Raw genomic sequence first — 20,087 nt, 5'->3', positions numbered from 1 at the left:
CTCTTGAAGAGACTTTCGGAGGATTTACTGGTACTTTTCGATAAAAGCAGAGAGTTTGTTGCGTAAATGTGATCGGCTTTGTGTTTTGGTAATAATTATTTTTCTGTTTGCTCATCCCAGTTATATAGTTGGCTATATTCCCCAATTACATTCCTCTCCCGCCAAACACTCGGTGAGTACCCCACCAACCGATTAAAAAATCGGGTAAAGTAAGCAGGATCTTTAAACCCAAGCTGATACGCCACCTCAAATACGGGACTATCACTAAACAGCAATAACCGTTTTGCTTCCCGCAGTAGTCGGTCAAAGATCAGTTTTTTTGGTGGACGATTGGCAAAGCGTCGGCACATATCCTTTAGACGAGATTCCGTAATTCCCAATTTTTCTGCATATTCTGGCACGGCAAGATGTTGGTGATAGTATTGATCAATCAATTGGTTAAAGCGCTGAAACAGTTTCAATTCTCCTCTGATACCACCGGAATGATGATCGTCAAGGGGAATACTACGCAGCAAAAAGGTAAACAGAGATTGAGCCAGGAAAGTCAGCGATTGTTCTCGTCCGGTAAATTGGTTGGCAGACTCACGCCCAATCAGTGCCCAATAATGGTTGAATGTTTCCAATTCATCGTATTTATCCGCGACGGAAAGACAAATAGCCGGAATATCAACCAGTTCTCGATGGGTGGGATAAAGCGAATTGAGCAATGGTGTGATCAGCTCCTGACGGACGGTCAGTACATAACCGTCAGTATCTTCCTGCGTAAAAAAAGCATGAGGAACGGAAGGTGGAGTCAGGATAAACAGAGGGGCTTGTACGGAATAATGCTGTTCGTCTAATTGCAGTTCGATCCGTCCTGTCACCAGATAATGTAGTTGGAAAAAACCGTCATGGCGATGCGCCTGCATATTACGCCCGAAAAATGCTGCCATGCGACCGAAAGTTTGATAGTGAATATCATCCGATCCCTGAGTTTCATCATAGTCCTTGCTGATATCGATATTGGTGATGATGGATTTATTGGCTTTGAGCGCATTGGATACAGTCATCGATTTCCTCCTGTATCTTAGTTGGCTAAGGTATATCAATAGCTGTTCGTTATTTACGAGCTTGCCTGTGGCCGTGAATGCTTCATTGGGATCAGGAAAACAATTAATGCACCGATGATCAGTAATCCAGCTACGAAATAAAGTCCAGCACTGAAATTACCTGTTTGATCTTTTAACCAACCGATCAGCAGAGGGCTGACGGCTGAACCCACATTACCAGTCGCATTGATCACGGCAATCCCCACTGCGCGGGCACGCAAGCTAATCGATTGATCCGGCGTTGTCCAGAATACTGCCATAGCGGTAAACGATCCGGTGGAAGCCATAATGATCCCGAGTAATTGCACCATGCTGTTATCAGTCAGTGAAGTTAAAACCCAGCCTGCGGCGGCAAACAGGTAGGGCAAGGCTGTGTGCATTTTGCGTTCTTGCAGGCGGTCTGAGCGGCGGCTCCAGTAAATCATGCCCAAAATCGTGCAGAATTGTGGAATGGCAGTCAAAATGCCGATCATTACATGGCTGCTGCCCTGATTGAAACTCTGCATAATCTGTGGTGTCCAGATATTAATGGCACTTAAGGTGTTGGTCAGACAGAAATAAGCGCAGGTGTACATTAATACAATTGGGGTAAAAACCTCGCGCCATAAGCTGGTTTTTTGTGGTTGGATCTGCTCATTGGGCTGTGTGATAGCCAGCTTGTCGTTTTCTATCATCTCTTGAAGGCATTGCCTATCTTCACGAGTTAACCATTTGGCCTTTTTGGGTGAATCATCCAGATAAAACCAGACAGCAAAACCGAGCAAAACAGAAGGGAAACCTTCCAACAAAAACAACCACTGCCAGCCACGTAGATCCCAGATGCCATCCATTGCCAGAATATAACCGGAAATGAGTGAACCAAACGCCATTGTTACGGGCATAGCAATCATAAACAGCGCATTAGCACGCGCGCGATAATAGGCCGGAAACCAATAAGTCAGGTAAACCAAAATACCCGGCAAAAAGCCTGCTTCCGCAATCCCCACCAGCATACGTAAGATATACAGGCTCGTGGGACCAGTGGCAAACATTGTGGCGGTGGAAGCGATCCCCCATAACACCATAATGGTAGCGATCCAACGACGAGCACCCACAATGCTCAACATTACATTGCTGGGAATGCCGAAAATGACGTAAGTGGCGTAAAACAGCGTAGCGGCCAAACCAAACATGGTGGATGTTAAACCGAGATCTTTTCCCATCGTCAAACCCGCAAAGCCAATATTGATACGATCCAGAAAAGAGAAAACGAACAGAACAAAGAGAAAGAGGATCAGGCGCCGGAATAATTTATTGATGACACTTTGCTGTTGAGCGGTCAGCTTTTTATGTTGATGAGGGGGATTTTCGGATTTTGGTATAGCGTCAGGTGAAATGCTCATTGGTGTTTCCTTTTTATTATTTTTTATCTTCCCCTCTTTTTCTATTCCTTGTTTTGTGAATTGCTTGGTTTTCCTTTTGGCGGGGATTTAAAATCTATTAGCTATATATGATTGTTTGCACAGCAATTAGGAACCTCAACTGCAATGGCAGATGTCGCGAGCAACATCAGCCATTATTGAGTTATCATTTTTGTCGAAACACTATTGTCGATTATTTGCTGAAATGCCTTGCCAAAGTGTTGGCTGCTCCGGTCAGCAGGATAGTGTCAACCCCTACGGCAACAAATAGCGCACCCAGATCGAGGTAATGTTTAGCTGCATCAACATTGGTCATCAAAATGCCGGCAGCCTTGCCGGAAGACTGGATCTGAACAATGGCTTGTTCAATGGCAGACTGGACCTCAGGATGTTGTGGGTTACCGATGTGTCCCATATCTGCACTGAGATCTGCCGGGCCGATAAATACGCCATCGACACCTTCGACAGCCGCTATTTCCGGTAGATTTTGCAGGGCTTCACGGGTTTCTGCCTGTACCAGTACACATATTTCGTCATTAGCACGGGACAGATAGTCAGGAATGCGGTTCCAGCGAGAAGCGCGCGCCAGAGCACTGCCTACGCCACGAATACCTGCGGGGGGATAGCGAGTCGCCCTGACCGCTTCACGCGCTTGCGCCGCATTTTGAATCATCGGGAACAATAATGTCTGGGCACCAATATCCAGCAATTGTTTGACGATCACCGGATCATTCCATGCCGGACGAACAACCGGTTGGCTTGGGTAAGGGGCCATGCCTTGTAATTGGGCAAGAATGGTGGAAATATCATTGGGAGCATGTTCACCATCAATCAACAACCAATCAAATCCCGTTCCTGCCAGTATTTCCGCGCTATACCCACTGCATAGCCCAAGCCATAATCCGATTTGTGGGCGTCCTGCTTTCAGGGTATGTTTAAATTTATTTGTTAGCTGATCCATGGTGTTACCTCAATAGACTTAAACAAAGTGACAGCTAATTGAACCTAACACGCCATAATCCACATGAAAGGTATCACCTTTACGTGCAGGGACAGGGCGGGTAAAAGATCCAGCCAGAATAATCTGGCCTGCTTCCAGTTGAACACCATGCGGTGCCAGTTTATTGGCAAGCCATGCCACACCATTGGCGGGATGATTGAGAACTGCTGCTGCCACGCCGGATTCTTCAATCACACCATTACGGTAGAGCAGGGCACTAACCCAGCGCAAATCCAGTTCATCTGGCTTGATCGGCCGCCCCCCAATAATCACACCGCCATTGGCGGCATTGTCAGAAATAGTATCGAATACCTTGCGTGGACGCTGTGTTTCGGGATCGATGTTGTGACAACGGGCATCGATAAGTTCCAGTGCGGGAATAACGTAATCTGTCGCGTTATACACATCAAACAGCGTACAGTTCGGGCCAGTCAAGGGTTTTGCCAGCACAAAAGCCAGTTCGACCTCAATACGGGGCACAATAAAACGTTCGCAAGGAATGTCACCACCGTCTTGAAAAAACATATCATCCAGCAGGGCACCATAATCCGGTTCATTAATCTGTGAACTGGCTTGCATGGCCTTAGATGTCAGGCCAATCTTATGACCCTTGAGAATTCGGCCTTCCTTGATTTTTAAATCTACCCATTCACGTTGAATGGCGTAAGCATCCTCAATAGTTATCTCTGGATAGTCCAGTGATATTTGTCGGATTTGCTCACGGCTTTGCTCTGCCTGATGTAAACGGCGTGCGACCCGTGATACGATTTCTTGCTGTAGCATAGGGGTTAAGCTCCTTTAGCTTCCAACCCTCCAAAACAGAGGTATTTCACTTCCAGATAATCCTCAATACCGTAACGTGAACCTTCACGTCCCAGCCCCGATTGCTTGATACCGCCAAATGGCGCAATTTCGTTGGAGATCAGACCTTCATTGATACCTACCATGCCACTTTCCAACGCTTCCGCCACACGGTAAATTCGGCCAATGTCACGGGAATAGAAATAAGCAGCCAGACCAAATTCAGTGCTGTTAGCAATACGGATGGCCTCGTCTTCATCACGGAATTTGAACAATGGCGCCAAAGGGCCGAAGGTTTCTTCGTGGGCAACTAACATAGACTCGGTAACATTTGTCAGTACCGTTGGCTCAAAGAACAAACCACCCAGAGCGTGGGATTTTCCTCCCGTCAGAAGGTGTGCGCCGTTGGAAACCGCGTCACGGATATGCGTTCGTACTTTTTCTACTGCCGCTTGATTAATCAATGGGCCTTGCTGTGATGAGCTGTCAGTGGCTGGCCCAACACGAAGCTGTTTCACCGCGTGTGCCAGGCGTTCTGCAAAAGCCTCATAAATACCTTCCTGTACCAGAATACGGTTGGCACAAACACAGGTTTGCCCGCTATTACGGAATTTTGCAGCCACTGCGCCCTCTACCGCAGCATCAAGATCGGCATCATCAAACACGATAAAAGGCGCATTGCCACCCAGTTCGAGGGAGAGTTTTTTCACGGTATCGGCACTTTGTGCCATTAATAACTTGCCAACCCGTGTAGAACCGGTGAACGAAAGTTTGCGCACGATAGGGCTGGAGGTCAGTACTTCACCAATTGCTTTGGCATCCATTCCCGTGACGATATTGAGGACTCCAGCCGGAATGCCAGCCTGTTCCGCGAGAACGATTAAAGCCAGCGCGGAAAGGGGAGTTTCAGCAGCAGGTTTCAGAACCACTGTGCATCCCGCAGCCAGCGCAGGTGCAACTTTGCGGGTGATCATCGCATTGGGGAAATTCCACGGTGTAATGGCTGCAACGACACCAATCGGTTGTTTGATGGTAGCGAGACGGCGGCCCGGCATTGGGGAAGGCAATGTTTCGCCATAAATGCGTTTGCCTTCTTCCGCGAACCATTCGATAAAACTGGCACCGTAAGCAATTTCTCCCATTGCCTCGGTGTGGGATTTGCCTTGTTCCGTACTCAGTATTTCTGCTAAGGCGGTTTGGTTTTCCATCACCAGATGGAACCATTGCCTGAGCGTTTGGCTACGCTGTTTTGCTGTCAGTGATCGCCATGCAGGAAGGGCATTTTTGGCGGCCTCAATGGCAGACTGTGTCTCTTTGGCGCCAAGATCACTGACATTGGCAATGACTTTACCATTGGCAGGGTTAATGACTTCAAAAGTCGCTTTATTTTCCGCATCAACCCATTGACCGTTGATATAGGCCTGTTGACGCAACAATGGTGTATCCAGATGATTTGTCATAGTTTCTTCTCACTAAAATCGTTACTCTTTTGCTTTAAACAGGCTATGAACATTATTGGATTTATAATTCAGCACCGGATCGAGTTCTTCCAGAGTGAAAGAGAGGCCCAGATAACGCCGTGCCATCAATTCACTGAAATGTGCCTTGATTAAGTCAAACAATATTTCTCCGACTTTTTGCCGATCTTCAAGGCTGCGTCCGGCACCAATCTTTAGTGTCATATGAACGAAGGCATAATCTTGTTTACCATCCGCCATTTGCCAGGTATCCAACCAAATGGCACGGCTGCGGATACCGCCCAGCGGAAAAATGCCCGTATCTGCCAGCGCCTGGTTCACTTTGGTAAATAACTCTGGCAACCTGGCCTCTTCACGGATATTTTCAGTACACTCAGCATAAAAATGTGGCACAGTTTTCTCCTGTCAGGCATTAATTTTATTTTGATTAACAATATAATCTGGCAGCGGGAACACCGCGTTAACCTGTCCTGTCCCTGAGCTGGCAAACAATTCCGTCAAAAACTCCACTTTGCCGTCATATTTGTCCCATCCGAGCAGGCCCAGTAGCATCACGGTATCATGCATGTTGCCTTCTCCCCGACAATATTGCGCATATTCCGGTAGCATTTTGCAAAATTCCCTGAATTTGCCTTCTTTCCAAAGCTGCACGACACGGCGATCCATCTGTTCATCAAATACTCGGGTATAGCTGTTCATGCCCTCTTCAGCCCGTTGATCTTCAATGAAACTGTGTGACAGCGAACCGCTTGCCAATATTGCAACCGTGCCATCGTATTTCTCAATCGCCCGTAAAATAGCCTCTCCCAGTTTGCGGCTGTCTTCAAATGCATGGACAGTACAAAAGGCTGAAATTGAAATCACCTTGAAATGGCGGTCGCCGTTCATATAACGCATTGGCACCAGCGTGCCATATTCCAGTTTCAGGCTTGGGATCTCGTGCGATTGGGCACGAACGCCCATCTGGCGTGCTTCTTCCGCAATCATCCTGCCAAGCTCTGGATTGCCATCATACTCATAGGTCATATCGCGGATAAAATGTGGCAACTCATTACTGGTATAGATGCCGGAAAAATGGTTGGAACAGTTAATATGGTAGGCGCTGTTAACCAGCCAATGTGTATCGAAGACAATAATCGTATCGACACCCATCTCACGACAGCGTCGGCTGATCTCTTTGTGTCCGTCAATAGCACCTTGCCGGCAACCGTGATGCTTGCCTGGTAATTCAGACAGGTACATAGAAGGTACATGTGTAATTTTCGCTGCTAACGCTAACTTTCCCATAAACCCTCACTTGGTATCAGGATGGCAGTTATTCAAACACCCCAACGAGGAATAGGGTGCTCTCCCATTGAGATACAGACGTTCTTCACTTCAGCAAATACTTCAAAACTGTATTCCCCGCCTTCACGTCCCACACCGGAAGCTTTTATACCGCCAAATGGCTGACGCAGATCGCGAACATTCTGGGAATTAACAAACACCATGCCTGCTTCAATGTTACGTGCCAGGCGCAAAACTTTGCTGACATCTTGTGTCCAGATATAAGAGGCAAGGCCATATTCCACGTCATTGGCCATCCGCAGCCCATCCTCTTCGCTCTTGAACGGCAGCAGACAAGCGACAGGGCCGAAGATCTCTTCCTGTGCCACGCGCATGTGGTTATCCACATCTGCCAGGACTGTAGGACGCAAAAAGTGACCATTTTTTAGATGAGCAGGTAAATCGGCAGGTTTATCGGGACCTCCGGCCAGCAGTGTGGCGCCTTCTTCGATCCCCAATCGGATATAATTGGAGACTTTTTCCCAGTGTTGCTGGCTGATTAAGCTGCCAACCTGAGTTTGCGGATCTTGGGGATCACCGACACGTAACCGATTAGCGCGTTCAGCAAAGCGTTTGACGAATTTGGGGTAGATACTTTCCTGGATGAAAATGCGGGAACCTGCCGTACAGCGTTCGCCATTAAGGGAGAAAATGGTGAACAGGGCGGCATCCAGTGCGCGTTCAATATCTGCATCTTCAAAAATGAGGACAGGGGATTTTCCGCCTAACTCCATCGAGTATTTTTTTAGTCCGGCATTTTGCATGATCAGACGACCCGTTGCTGTCCCTCCCGTGAAAGAGACCGCGCGCACATCATGATGTTTTACCAACGCATCGCCTGCGGTGTTACCGTAGCCCTGTACCACATTCAATACTCCAGCCGGAATGCCAGCTTCCAGCGCCAATTCGCCCAGACGGTTAGCCGTCAACGGGGAAAGTTCGGACATCTTCAAAACGGCTGTATTTCCCAGAGCCAGGCAAGGCGCAACCTTCCACGTAGCCGTCATAAAAGGCACGTTCCATGGGGAAATCAGTGCGCAAACACCAACGGGCTGGATTAATGTATAGTTAAGCATTGTGTCATCAACGGGATAAGTACGCCCGTTCATCTGCTGGCAAATTTCAGCAAAAAAATTGAAATTTTGCGAAGCCCGTGGGATCAAGACATTTTGTGTCTGATGAATGGGAAGACCCGTATCCTTGGTTTCCAGCGCAGAAATATCGGGAACATTTTGGTCGATTAATTCACCCAAACGACGCATCAAACGAGCGCGTTCTTTCATTGGGGTATTTGCCCATTTGGGGAAAGCCTGTTTGGCCGCCGCAACGGCTTGGGCGATCTCTTCCTGCCCGCCTGATGCAACCTCAGCCAGCACCTCGCCTGTTGCAGGATTGGTCGTTGCGAAATAGGTTTTGCTGCTGACATTCTTGCCGTTGATCCAATGGTTAATCATGGTCATGACAAACTCTCCTCATATTCTTGCTGGCTGACAATGCGATTCACTAAGCGCCCAACACCTTCGACTTCTACGATGACTTCATCCCCGGGAACAACATTGGATAACCCTTTGGGTGTTCCTGTAGCGATCATGTCACCTGGTTGCAATGTCATGAAATCGCTGAGATAGGTGATTAAGAAAGGAATATCGAAAATCAAATCGGCAGTTGTGCCTTGTTGACGGAGTTCACCGTTCACCCATGTTTTCAAGGTTAAATTGTGCGGGTCAGCGATCTGCTGTTTCTCTATGATCCACGGGCCGATTGGGGTGAGTGTATCGCGGCTTTTTACTCGCAGATTAGGACGATAGTAATTTTCCAGATAATCACGAATGGCGTAATCGTTACAAACGGTATAACCCGCAACGTAATTCATGGCCTCTTCTCTGGAAACTTTGTGAGCGGGTTTACCCATCACGACAACCAATTCTGCTTCATAATGCATATATTCCACATTATCAGGACGGACAGAAACCTGACGGTGTCCGGTTAAGCTATTGGCTGCCTTGATAAATACCAGTGGTTCTTCTGGTGGCTTAAATTCCAGCTCTGTTGCGTGATCGGCATAATTTAGCCCCAATGCGAACAGCGTTCCGTTGGCGGGGGGAAGCCATACAATCTCTTCACCGCTGACCCTAGTTCCATCTGGCAAGAGGACATGCTCCTGTTCGTCAACCGTGACATTGAGATCCTGGCCCTGATAATGAATTTTGGCGTATTTCATGCCTGACCTCCTGCTAATACAACGCTATTTTCCAAATCAGGGAAACCCTTAGCCTTGACCGTGACTTTATCGGCAGGATGAAGGGTAATGCGCTGGTGGGGCGTTCCCAATAGAATTGCATCACCCGCTTTTAAGGTGGCGAATTCGCTCAATGCTGCTAATAATTCTGATGCTGAACGGACGAGGTCTTCGGTAGACCAACGATCAACTTCCTGGCCGTTGATTTCAGTCACAATATCGAGTGATTCTACCGAGTTGGTCTTGATCATTTGGCCTATCGGACAAAAACCGTCCCGACATTTTGCTTTAATGGCAGGACGGTAGAATGACGTTTCAGGCAGGCTAACTTCGTTTGCCAATGCGTAACCAGCAATATACTGTTCGGCATTCTGAACTGAAACTTTGCGTGCTGTTTTTCCAATCAATAGCGCCAGAGTTGCGCCGCTTTGTACCGTTTCCCCGATAGGATGCGGAATAACATCCCCTGAATTAATCACGGTATTGCGGGGTTTGATAAACCAAATAGGTGTTTTGGGGGGTGTTTTATACGGTTCTTTGTTAAATGCCTCATGCCAGAAGCTGATCTGGCTACTGTGGTTGAGGGCAACGGCAAAGACAGTGCCTTTCATGGACAACTCCTTGAAACCTGAATGACGTGTTGCAAGATCTCTTATTAATATATTAATAAACTATGTATTGGCAATCTTCAATATGTTAAGAGGATTGTTAATTTTAATTGTGATCTATGTAACAACACTTTATTGTTGATCATTTTTACTACATAAAGATCAGCCTGTTATATTTTCAATCAAGGTCATTTGAGATTGGATTTAACTTTTATTTAACTTTTTGTGGGTGGGATAGTTTTATTTATTTGTTAATGTTGAAGTCTTTCCCCTTTGTGGATGATTTTGAGCGTGTTAGGCTTTTTGGTGTTCATGTTGTCTATAATAAACAGCATGGGCGTTAAACTTATAGAGAATGACTAGCGATTAACTAAAGAGTCACTTTTACTTATGCATGAATCCTTGACAATTGCATTGCTTCAAGCGAGAGAAACCGCTATGGGTTTTTTTCGGCCTATTTTGAAGAGCTATAATTTAACTGAACAGCAATGGCGTATTATTCGTGTACTTGCGAGTAGTCGTTCTATTGATTTTCATGACTTAGCTTGTCTTACTTGTATCTTGCGTCCAAGCCTGACAGGCATTTTGACACGTATGGAGCGTGATGGGCTTATCTTCCGCCTGAAGCCTATGAATGATCAGCGTAAGCTGTATGTTTCTTTGACTCCGGCTGGCCAGGAACTCTATGAGCAAGCAAAAGGGCAGATTGCTGAGGGATATAAGGCGATTGAGAACGCTTTTTCTCCAGAAAAATTGTCCCAACTTTTAGGGTTATTGGATGAATTTATTGCTATCGGAAACCTCTCTCAAGCAGATTTGGATGAAGAACGCGAACTGTAGATTGAAGGTTTATTAATATATTAATTAGTTAACTAATCAAGTCAGTATAAAGGCCGCCATAATGAATTGCATAAGCGCATTGGTGCAGTGTATTGCGGCGGCTTTTCTGTATCAGTCGAATGGCAATTTCATAGTTTAGCAGGAAGAATTGTCGGATTGCCCTCTTCCTGCTATACCCACTATGCTGACAAGACAATTTTCAGTGCTTTCTCTTGCGCTGCATTACCAAATATTTCATAAGCGGTTTCTATTTCACTCAATGGATAATGATGAGTAACCAGCTTCTTAGGTGCAATTTTGCCGGATTGAACGCTTTTCAGCAGCATGGGAGTACTGCTTGTGTTTACCAGTCCAGTGGTAATGGTAATGTTTTTGATCCAGAGGCTTTCCAGATGCAGGTCAACGGATTTGCCGTGGACACCAACATTGGCAATGGACCCACCTGCTGCAATGATGTCCTGACATGTTTTGAAGGTCGCGGGGATACCCACACACTCAATGGCGGCGTCTACACCAATACCGTCAGTCAGTTTATTGATAGTTTCTACGACGTTTTGTCTTGCCGGGTTGATAACCGTGTCAGCACCAAACTGCCGGGCGACGCTAAGGCGGTTATCATCAGTATCGATCATGATGATATGTGCCGGGGAGTAAAATTGTGATGCCAGTAATGCTGATAGCCCGACGGGTCCCGCACCAATGAGGGCGATAATCTGGCCCGGTTGGACCTTGCCATTGATAACACCAATTTCAAGGCCGGTTGGCAGGATATCGCTGAGCATTAATGCGGATTCTTCATCGACACTTTCTGGCAGGCGATGCAGGCTATTATCAGCGTGGGGAATACGCACTTTTTCTGCTTGTGTACCATCAATTTTATGCCCCAAGATCCAGCCACCATCTTTGCAGTGCGCATAAAGCTGGCGTTTACAATAGTTGCAACTACCGCAGACGGTGATACAGGAAATAATTACCTTATCACCGACTTTGATATTGCGGACCGATTCCCCAATTGATTCAACGATCCCAATACCTTCATGGCCCAATATTCGGCCTTGCTCGACAGTAGGAACATCGCCCTTGAGGATATGCAGATCTGTACCACAGATGGTGGTTTTGACGATGCGGACGATAGCATCTGTTGGTTCAATGAGTCGGGGTGATGCCTTTTCTTCCCAGCGTTTTTTTCCGGCTCCATGATAAACAAGTGCTTTCATATAACCCCCTTCACAGGTCATGGTTGTGATTTTACGGTGTTAAGAATGACAGTAATCCAGAGCACACGATTGACGTTATCTGTTGCCTAAAGTTTAGCAGATGTAAACATTCTCGATTTTCAGAGTGCTTTCTAGAGTTAGTCGTGAAGTAGAATATGACGGATAGGCAGGGCTGGCTGGGCCAAATAGGTGCTGGTTGGCGCTTTATTTATTTTTTTCTTTCTTGAATGTGATCTTCTGCAATAAGAGCAATGAGCGCAAAATAATAGAACTATGGTGGAAACTCTCAAGTAAGATTGGCTTTCTAAACAGTAAATTATCAATAAATCTGACTGACAGAGTGACGGTTCCTCATCCAGCTTTGATAACTGATATAAGGAAAGCCAACATGATGTTTAATGACGTTAACAGATCGAATGCCTTGCAAGGTAAACGAGTGGTAGTAACAGGTGGAGGACGTGATTTTGGACAAGCGGTTTCTGTTTGGCTGGCACGAGAAGGTGCATATGTTGATCTCTGTGCCCGCCAATTAACCAGTGCAGAAGCAACGTGTGAGATTATTCGCCGTGAAGGTGGCATCGCCAGAGGTTATCAATGCGATATGAGTAATATTCAATCCGTTAGCGATTGTGCTACTCAGTTGCTGCAAGACAATCAACCCATCGATATTTTGATCTTAAGTGCGGCTCAATGGCTGGAAGGGCATTTGGGGGAAGGTGATAATGACGCTGACATTGTCAGTACGGTGAATTCAGGTATAACAGGTTCTATCCTGCTGACCAAGGCGCTATTGCCGAGCCTGCGCCAGTCACAAGGTGCCGATATTGTTGCTATGGTATCGGTTTGTGGTATTCCCCAATTTACCGAATCTGTCGCTCATCCGGCATTTTTCGCTGCCAAACATGCCATGAATGGCTTTAGTCAGAACTTAGCCCATCACTTAAGCAAAGAAAATATTCGCGTGACCGGGCTTTATCCACCTGACTTTGAACTTAATGGCTTTGATGAAATTCTGGATAACCAGAAAAAAATGGGGGAGCAATTGCTTAATGGCCGTTCAGTATGGGAAACCATCCGGTTTGTTATCACTCAACCCCGTAGTTGTCACATTAAAGCTGTTTATTTCCAAGGTCCGACTTTTAAGGATTTTGAATAAGTGGTGGTAAATAAACAGTAGTAATAATTTGGCGTGATTCATATGCCTGATTAACATAATGGTCACGCCGTTGTTTTACCTAATTGTTAACTTAACTCGCCTCTTTCAGAAAATCGTAGTTCTCTGTCCCCAGATATTCCAACTCTCCATTTGGCAACCAGCGTACTCGTTCGCCAGTGCGATAGAGCCATTTATCCTTGGTATATTGAACAAACGGATTGGCAATAAGCTGTTTTTCTGCCAATGTTGATTGCTCCAAATATTTATTGCCTAATTCTGGCCCAGAGAGATAAAGTTCGCCCTTTAACCCCATTGGCACCATCTGTAATCGTTCATTCAACACATAGGCTTGGATGCCTGATGCTTCAGCGAATTGTGATTGCCCGATTGCCTGTTGATAATGTTTCCGTATCAAATCGATCACCAGAGAGGAGTGTCGTTCTGATCTTGTGTTGCCTAGTTGTTGTGGACTACCATATTCCAGTAATGTCTGTGCCTGATCAGGTGTTAGCAAAGGAAACTGTGATATTGGTGTTTCGGGATAAGACAGGGCATTAACCAACAATTGCTGGAATTGTTCACCTAACGCTTTGATTTGTTTTGCTTGGAAAAGGTTGGGATGATAGCGGATACGAAAAGCCCAATGCTCCTCTTCCAGATGATATTCCAGTATCCACTCTGTAACGGCTAAATCGTTATTGAAACGACTACCGTAATGGACCTCACATCCGTCTAATTCCAGATTAAGATCCTTAAAACTGGCCTGATTGATACCGACATTGAGCTTATTGATAAGATTGGTGGGCACAGCTTGGAATATAGGCAAACTTGAAAAACGCAGATCAGGTTGAGCTTTCAATGATGTACTATAGTTTAACGTGGCCTGATAGAGAGAATTAAAACTATCCATCTCATTAAAACGCAGGGGAAAAACGACCGCATTGATTTGTGCACCAAGCGAAACAGATGCCCCGCCAGCGACAGCAACGGGATAGATAAGGTGAACGCTATCAGTTGCAGTATATTGGGCTACGAGCGTTGCCCATAACGTTTTAAACACAAGGAACGGCTTACAAGGGGATAAAGATTTTGTGAGATTCTTCCAATCTTCCAATGGCAAGTTGAAACGAAATTCATTAGGTAATTCAGGCTCACTTATCGCTTGTTGAGGCAAATAGGGTAATGGATTACTGGTAGTCATTCCTGACAGGCACTTTTTCCAGTATTGTTCGGGGTTATATTTGCCCAATAATTGTAAAAGCTGACGATCTTGTTCAAATTTCTCTGACGCTTGTTGCAGTGTCATGGGGGAATGGCGCACAGGACGTTGGTTGTACAGATCAGAGATATTGTGGAAAAATTCTTCTATACCCTGTCCATCACCGATGATATGGTGCAGTACAATGAATAAGTGAAATTGCTGTTCTGCCTCTTTGATTAAACCAAATCGAACGACTGGCCCTTTTCTGAGGTCAAATGGCCGCAGAGCAAACTGATTCAATTGTTCTTCATTATTAGAAAGGTATGTAAACTCAATATTATCTGAGCCAAATATCCAATATAACTCATCATTTTCTTCTTCAATCCGATATTTGAATAAAGGATAAAGATTAATAAATTCTTGCAGAGTCCATTTTAATTTACTTTCATCTAAATTCCCCTTAATACTCTGTTCTATAACGATATTGTATTTAGATGAGTGAGGCTCGAGAATCCATGATTTCCAAAAGAAATGAATAAATGGAGATGCCAGAATCTTATCCATGTGAATACTCCGTTATGATTCTAAATTATATTCAATACAGCCTGAGATCTGCTTTTGAAGCAGACTCATTTTGTATTTTTGTTAGATGAAAAAACAGATAGTTAAATCCATTCCAATAATGAAATTAATCACTATTGTAGGAAGCCATTTATTGATATTAAATATCATTGTTTCATGACATTCTACATTCTAATAATTTGATTATTTTGTCTGGCAAAGGAGGGGGGATGTCAGTGTATTGATTTATAATAAACTTATTCATTGATGCAATTGTGCCATTATTAGCTATTTGTTTGGAAAGGATACCTATAGATTGAAAGCGATTAAAGATTATTTTAAGTAAATCAATAACCATAAAATATTAAGAACTAAAATTTTAGTGGCTGTTATTTAATAGCTGGGTTGATCATGATAGGCGTGATCAATATGCCTTAATATCATATGATCACGCTTACACTTATTTCGGGTTTTATGGAAACTGTGTGATCTGAATCCTTTATTATCCCTGCCGATATGCCAGCGCTACCGTTAAGGATTGCACCAAACACAAAGTGGCAGATTGAGAACGGAACGCATCAACCTGGGCTTCTTTCACCACAAAGCAAATATCGCTAAAACTGGCGAGCGGGCTAATTTGGCTATCAGTAATGACAATTTGTTTTGCACCAGCGTGTGCAGCTTTTTCACTGACCATCACCGTTTCTTCGGCATACGGCGTAAAACTGATAGATACCACGACATCTTGAGGGCTAATCATACTCATCTGCTCGTGGAACATACCACCTAAGCCACTGATGAGCAGAGGACGGCATTCCAGATGACTGAGGGCATAGGCAAAATATGAGGCAACACTGAAAGAGCGGCGCAGGCCGATAATGTAAATATTGTGGGCATTCGCCAGTAAACTCACTGCCTTATCCAAATCCTCTGCGGGGGTGCGAGCTGCGAGTTGCTGCATGGCTTGAGCATTGGAATGGGCAAACTCCTGCAAAATATGCTGAGGATCTTCCGGTCTCTGATGATCACTATCCAGCTCTTTAAACAGCCGTGCCCGATCGGTATAGCTGGCGGTTTCTTCCACCAAATTCATGCGAAACAGTTGTTTCATTTCATTGAACCCACTGAAATTAAAGGCATTGGCGAAGCGGATCAAAGTGGAAGGTGGAACATTGGCTTCTTTGGCAATAATGGCAACAGTATCAAATGCGACACTATTAGTATTATCCAGTACATATCTTGCAACTTGTTGTAACCGTTTACTTAACTCACCATAACGGGATCGTACTTGTTCTTGAAGTTCATTCAGATTAGACGCAGCAGACATCAGGCCCCCATATGCATAAAAATAGCGTGTTGATCACATTAATTAAAGAGTATTTCAAATTCAATTGAAAATGAAATATATATTTCATATATCTGTAACATTGTGATTAAACGCTTATAGTTCAATAGCAACTTGCCAGTTCAACCTTAATTGAATTTAGAGAGGCTCAGAATGGAACAGATTAAAAACTTTATTGGCGGGCAACTCGTTGATAGCCAAAGTGATCGCATTTCACTCATTTTCAATCCAGCCACAGGACAGGAGATTCGAACGGTTGCCTTGAGCACAGCTCATGAGGCTGAACATGCCATTGAATCTGCCCATCTGGCCTTTAAGGAATGGTCAAAAACTTCTCCATTGAAACGTGCCCGGATTTTGTTCAAATTCAAATCATTGCTTGAAGAAAACCAGGGCAGACTGGCGAGGCTGATTTCTGAGGAGCATGGAAAAATTTATTCCGATGCTGTGGGGGAATTAACTCGTGGCCTCGAAGTGGTCGAGTTTGCTTGTGGTATCCCTCATCTGCAAAAAGGGGAACACTCTGCCAATGTAGGAGCGGGAGTTGACAGTCACTCTCTGATGCAACCATTGGGTGCCTGTGCTGGTATCACGCCATTTAACTTTCCTGCTATGGTGCCAATGTGGATGTTTCCTATCGCATTGGCGACGGGAAATACCTTTGTCCTGAAACCTTCTGAAAAAGATCCCTCTCTTTCGATTGAACTGGCGAAATTATTGCAACAAGCCGGTTTGCCGGATGGCGTGTTTAATGTTGTGCAAGGGGATAAAGAAGCTGTTGATGTGCTACTGACCGATCCTCGCATTCAGGCGGTGAGTTTTGTCGGTTCAACCCCGATAGCAGAGTATGTCTATACCACTGCCTCAGCGCACGGAAAACGCTGTCAGGCATTGGGAGGAGCAAAGAACCATAGTGTCTTGATGCCAGATGCGGATATGGACATGGCTGTAAATGCCATCATGGGGGCGGCATTCGGTGCGGCAGGAGAACGCTGTATGGCATTGTCGGTTGTCGTGGCGGTTGGGGATGAAATTGCAGATATATTGGTAGAAAAACTCCGGCAGCAAATAGCCCAAATGTCGGTTGGTCCTGGTATTAACCGAGAAATGAGTATCCCCAATGGGAAAGAAAACGATATGGGGCCAGTGATTTCTGCGCAGCACAGGGCAAAAATCTGTGACTATATTTGCAGTGGAATAGAGCAGGGAGCAAAATTGCTGGTTGATGGGCGAGAGTATCAGGTGGCAGGCCATGAAAATGGCTATTTCGTGGGGCCTACCTTGTTTGATTATGTCATGCCAGATATGAAAATTTATAAGGAAGAGATTTTTGGCCCTGTGCTTGCCATTGTCCGCGTACCGGATTATGACACTGCATTGAACTTGATTAACCAGCATGAATATGGCAACGGAGCGGCAATTTTTACCTGTGATGGTGAAACGGCGCGCCAATTCAGTGAAGACGTTCAAGCGGGTATGGTCGGTGTGAATATTCCCATCCCAGTACCGATGGCATTTCATAGCTTCGGTGGCTGGAAGCGTTCCATTTTTGGGCCACTGAATGTACATGGTAATGATGGGGTGCGCTTCTATACCCGCATGAAAACCGTCACCAGCCGTTGGCCCGCCAGTGTGCGTTTAGAACATCACGACAGCCATTTTGTGATGCCAACGATGGAGTAGCTATGTCATGAAAAACAGAGCAATAAAGACCAAGAAAATGACGATGGCTCAAGCCTTGGTCAAATTCCTTAACCAGCAATATATCAATGTTGATGGGGAAAAATCCCCTTTTATTCGAGGTGTGTTCACAATATTTGGTCACGGTAATGTGGTGGGATTAGGGCAGGCATTGGAGCAGGGGACTGGGCATCTTCGCGTTTATCAAGGCTGTAATGAACAGGGGATGGCACATATTGCGACGGGATTTGCCAAACAGAAAAAACGTCGGCAGATTTTTGCCGTAACTTCTTCTGTTGGGCCTGGAGCAGCCAATATGGTGACGGCTGCCGCAACGGCAACGGCGAACCGTATTCCATTACTATTATTGCCGGGAGATACCTTTGCTTGCCGCCAGCCTGATCCCGTTTTACAGCAGATTGAACAATATGGCGATGGTACCATTAGCACCAATGATTGCTTCCGTCCGGTATCCCGTTATTGGGATCGCATTTCGCGGCCGGAGCAATTGATGACAGCCATGCTCCACGCCATGCGAGTATTAACAGATCCGGCAGATACTGGTGCTGTCACGATCTGCCTTCCGCAAGATGTTCAGGGAGAAATATGGGATTACCCAGATTACTTCTTCCAGAAACGGGTTCACCAGATTGAACGCCGTCCAGCTTCTCAGGTGCGTATTCAAGAGGCAATTACATTGATTCAGCGCAAGAGAAAACCGTTGTTGATTTGCGGTGGTGGTGTACGTTACTCCGAAGCTCATGAGGCTTTCCGCCATTTTGCTGAAACCTTCCATATCCCATTTACTGAAACTCAGGCGGGAAAAAGTACAGTTGTGGCTGCCCATCCACTGAATTGTGGCGGCATTGGTACGACAGGTTGTTTGGCGGCGAACCAGCTTGCTAAGGAAGCCGATTTGATTATTGGTGTTGGCACCCGTTTTACCGATTTTACGACGGCCTCAAAGTCACTGTTCCAACACCCGGAAGTGGAATTCCTTACCATCAATGTAGCTGAGTTTGACGCCTGCAAACTGGATGCCGTAGGTGTACTGGCAGATGCCAGGGAAGGACTCAATGCCATCACGCAAGCATTGTCAAAAACAGCATGGCGTTCAGAGTGGCTGCAAGAAATTGTTCAGGCGAAGGCAGATTGGCAACGGGAATTGGAACGATTATTTTCCATTCAATATCAGGCTGGATTTAAGCCGGAGATTGCGGGGCATTTGGATGAAAAATTGGAAGAGTACAGCGAAACGTTGCAAACCAATCTGACTCAAACCCGTGTGCTTGGCTTGATGGATCAGTATTTGGAACCCAACGCTATTATTGTGGGGGCTGCGGGTTCTCTGCCGGGAGATTTACAGCGCGTTTGGCAACCGAAAGTGCCTGATACTTATCACCTTGAATATGGCTATTCCTGTATGGGATATGAAATTGCTGCATCATTGGGGGCAAAACTCGCTTGTCCTGAACAGCCGGTTTACGCAATGGTCGGTGATGGCTCATATTTGATGTTGCACAGTGAATTACAAACGGCTATTCAGGAAAATATTAAGATTACTGTGCTGCTGTTTGATAATGCAGGATTTGGTTGCATCAATAACTTACAGATGAGCCAAGGCATGGGAAGTTTTGCCACGGAAAATCGTTATCGCAATCAGCAAAACGGCAGATTGGATGGCGCCTTAATACCGGTGGATTTTGCCAAGAATGCGGAAAGCTACGGTTGCAAAAGTTATCGAGTATATGATGAACAACAATTAATTGCAGCTTTGCAGGATGCGCAGAAGCAACGATGTGCAACGTTGATCGACATTAAAGTACTGCCAAAAACTATGACGCATGATTATGAATCGTGGTGGAGAATAGGAACCGCACAGGTTGCTGATAATCCCCAAATTGCTGCATCAGCGGAAAAAATCAGGGAATATGTGGAGAAAAAAGTGCGTCAGTATTAACCGTGATACTGGATATTTTCTATAAGGAATACCTGAACAGTAACTTTGGAGCTTAAATCCATGATACGATGTTTCATTGGGCTTTACTGGTTGTGATATCAATTTATTGATCATGTATAATCTTTCTATTTGGAGAACATTCAAATGGCAAAGATTGATGTAACCTGCCCCGCTTGTCGTGCGTTTA

At 45.4% G+C, this 20,087-nt stretch carries 17 protein-coding genes; 4 read left to right on the top strand and 13 right to left on the bottom strand.

What is annotated here, in order from left to right; translation table 11 throughout:
* Nucleotides 1-95: 95 nt before the first annotated feature.
* From hpaA to Xets_RS06590, 10 genes are all read right to left on the bottom strand, one after another.
* Complete coding sequence (gene hpaA / locus Xets_RS06635) at nt 96-1,049, bottom strand: 4-hydroxyphenylacetate catabolism regulatory protein HpaA (RefSeq protein ID WP_187651367.1); 954 nt, start codon at nt 1,047-1,049, stop codon at nt 96-98.
* Between the two features lie 53 nt (nt 1,050-1,102).
* Nucleotides 1,103-2,470, bottom strand: a complete 1,368-nt coding sequence (gene hpaX / locus Xets_RS06630; RefSeq protein WP_099133815.1) for a 4-hydroxyphenylacetate permease — start codon at nt 2,468-2,470, stop codon at nt 1,103-1,105.
* A gap of 211 nt (nt 2,471-2,681) precedes the next feature.
* Nucleotides 2,682-3,449 carry a 4-hydroxy-2-oxoheptanedioate aldolase gene (gene hpaI / locus Xets_RS06625; RefSeq protein ID WP_187651366.1) on the bottom strand — a complete coding sequence of 256 codons (768 nt, stop codon included), beginning with the start codon at nt 3,447-3,449 and terminating at the stop codon, nt 2,682-2,684.
* A gap of 18 nt (nt 3,450-3,467) precedes the next feature.
* Nucleotides 3,468-4,271 (bottom strand): 2-oxo-hept-4-ene-1,7-dioate hydratase, encoded by an 804-nt coding sequence (gene hpaH / locus Xets_RS06620; protein ID WP_099133817.1) that lies wholly within the window; start codon nt 4,269-4,271, stop codon nt 3,468-3,470.
* A gap of 5 nt (nt 4,272-4,276) precedes the next feature.
* On the bottom strand, nt 4,277-5,749 hold the full coding sequence (locus Xets_RS06615; protein WP_099133818.1) for an NAD-dependent succinate-semialdehyde dehydrogenase: 1,473 nt from the start codon (nt 5,747-5,749) through the stop codon (nt 4,277-4,279).
* A 21-nt stretch (nt 5,750-5,770) separates the two neighbouring features.
* Nucleotides 5,771-6,160: a 5-carboxymethyl-2-hydroxymuconate Delta-isomerase gene (locus tag Xets_RS06610; RefSeq protein ID WP_099133819.1), complete on the bottom strand. Its 390-nt coding sequence runs from the start codon at nt 6,158-6,160 to the stop codon at nt 5,771-5,773.
* A gap of 12 nt (nt 6,161-6,172) precedes the next feature.
* The gene (gene hpaD, locus Xets_RS06605) at nt 6,173-7,054 is read right to left on the bottom strand and encodes a 3,4-dihydroxyphenylacetate 2,3-dioxygenase (RefSeq protein ID WP_099133820.1); all 882 of its coding nucleotides are present in this window, start codon (nt 7,052-7,054) and stop codon (nt 6,173-6,175) included.
* Between the two features lie 32 nt (nt 7,055-7,086).
* Complete coding sequence (hpaE, locus tag Xets_RS06600) at nt 7,087-8,553, bottom strand: 5-carboxymethyl-2-hydroxymuconate semialdehyde dehydrogenase (protein WP_187651365.1); 1,467 nt, start codon at nt 8,551-8,553, stop codon at nt 7,087-7,089.
* Nucleotides 8,550-9,314, bottom strand: coding sequence for a fumarylacetoacetate hydrolase family protein (locus Xets_RS06595; protein ID WP_099133822.1), 765 nt, complete (start codon nt 9,312-9,314; stop codon nt 8,550-8,552). The genes hpaE and Xets_RS06595 overlap by 4 nt, the downstream gene beginning before the upstream one ends.
* Entirely contained in the window at nt 9,311-9,943 is a 633-nt protein-coding gene (locus tag Xets_RS06590) for a fumarylacetoacetate hydrolase family protein (RefSeq protein WP_099133823.1), read from the bottom strand. Before Xets_RS06590 ends, Xets_RS06595 begins: the two co-directional genes overlap by 4 nt.
* 387 nt (nt 9,944-10,330) lie before the next feature.
* Between Xets_RS06590 and hpaR the strand changes: the two genes are divergently transcribed.
* Nucleotides 10,331-10,780 (top strand): homoprotocatechuate degradation operon regulator HpaR, encoded by a 450-nt coding sequence (hpaR, locus tag Xets_RS06585; RefSeq protein WP_099133824.1) that lies wholly within the window; start codon nt 10,331-10,333, stop codon nt 10,778-10,780.
* A gap of 179 nt (nt 10,781-10,959) precedes the next feature.
* Here the strand turns inward: hpaR and Xets_RS06580 are convergent, their stop codons facing one another.
* Entirely contained in the window at nt 10,960-11,997 is a 1,038-nt protein-coding gene (locus Xets_RS06580) for a zinc-dependent alcohol dehydrogenase family protein (protein WP_099133825.1), read from the bottom strand.
* A gap of 388 nt (nt 11,998-12,385) precedes the next feature.
* Here Xets_RS06580 and Xets_RS06575 point away from each other — a divergent pair, with 388 nt between their 5' ends.
* A complete protein-coding gene (locus tag Xets_RS06575) occupies nt 12,386-13,153 on the top strand; it encodes an SDR family oxidoreductase (RefSeq protein ID WP_244208670.1) in 768 nt (255 codons plus the stop codon).
* A gap of 91 nt (nt 13,154-13,244) precedes the next feature.
* On the opposite strand, the gene Xets_RS06570 is transcribed toward Xets_RS06575, so the two are convergent.
* Together Xets_RS06570 and Xets_RS06565 are read right to left on the bottom strand one after the other, a co-directional pair.
* Nucleotides 13,245-14,918, bottom strand: coding sequence for a condensation domain-containing protein (locus tag Xets_RS06570; protein ID WP_187651364.1), 1,674 nt, complete (start codon nt 14,916-14,918; stop codon nt 13,245-13,247).
* A 499-nt stretch (nt 14,919-15,417) separates the two neighbouring features.
* Nucleotides 15,418-16,242 (bottom strand): MurR/RpiR family transcriptional regulator, encoded by an 825-nt coding sequence (locus tag Xets_RS06565; RefSeq protein WP_099133827.1) that lies wholly within the window; start codon nt 16,240-16,242, stop codon nt 15,418-15,420.
* Nucleotides 16,243-16,413: 171 nt separating this feature from the next.
* On the opposite strand from Xets_RS06565, the gene Xets_RS06560 reads away from it, so the two are divergent.
* Both Xets_RS06560 and iolD read left to right on the top strand, forming a co-directional pair.
* A complete protein-coding gene (locus Xets_RS06560) occupies nt 16,414-17,943 on the top strand; it encodes a CoA-acylating methylmalonate-semialdehyde dehydrogenase (RefSeq protein WP_187651363.1) in 1,530 nt (509 codons plus the stop codon).
* Nucleotides 17,944-17,965: 22 nt separating this feature from the next.
* Nucleotides 17,966-19,900, top strand: coding sequence for a 3D-(3,5/4)-trihydroxycyclohexane-1,2-dione acylhydrolase (decyclizing) (gene iolD / locus Xets_RS06555; RefSeq protein ID WP_370588211.1), 1,935 nt, complete (start codon nt 17,966-17,968; stop codon nt 19,898-19,900).
* Nucleotides 19,901-20,087 lie beyond the last annotated feature (187 nt).

It is taken from the genome of Xenorhabdus sp. TS4 (genome assembly GCF_014467265.1).
GTDB lineage: Bacteria > Pseudomonadota > Gammaproteobacteria > Enterobacterales > Enterobacteriaceae > Xenorhabdus > Xenorhabdus ehlersii.
The sequence above is the reverse complement of the archived record's forward strand: the minus strand, read 5'-3'. Positions and strand labels throughout refer to the sequence as shown.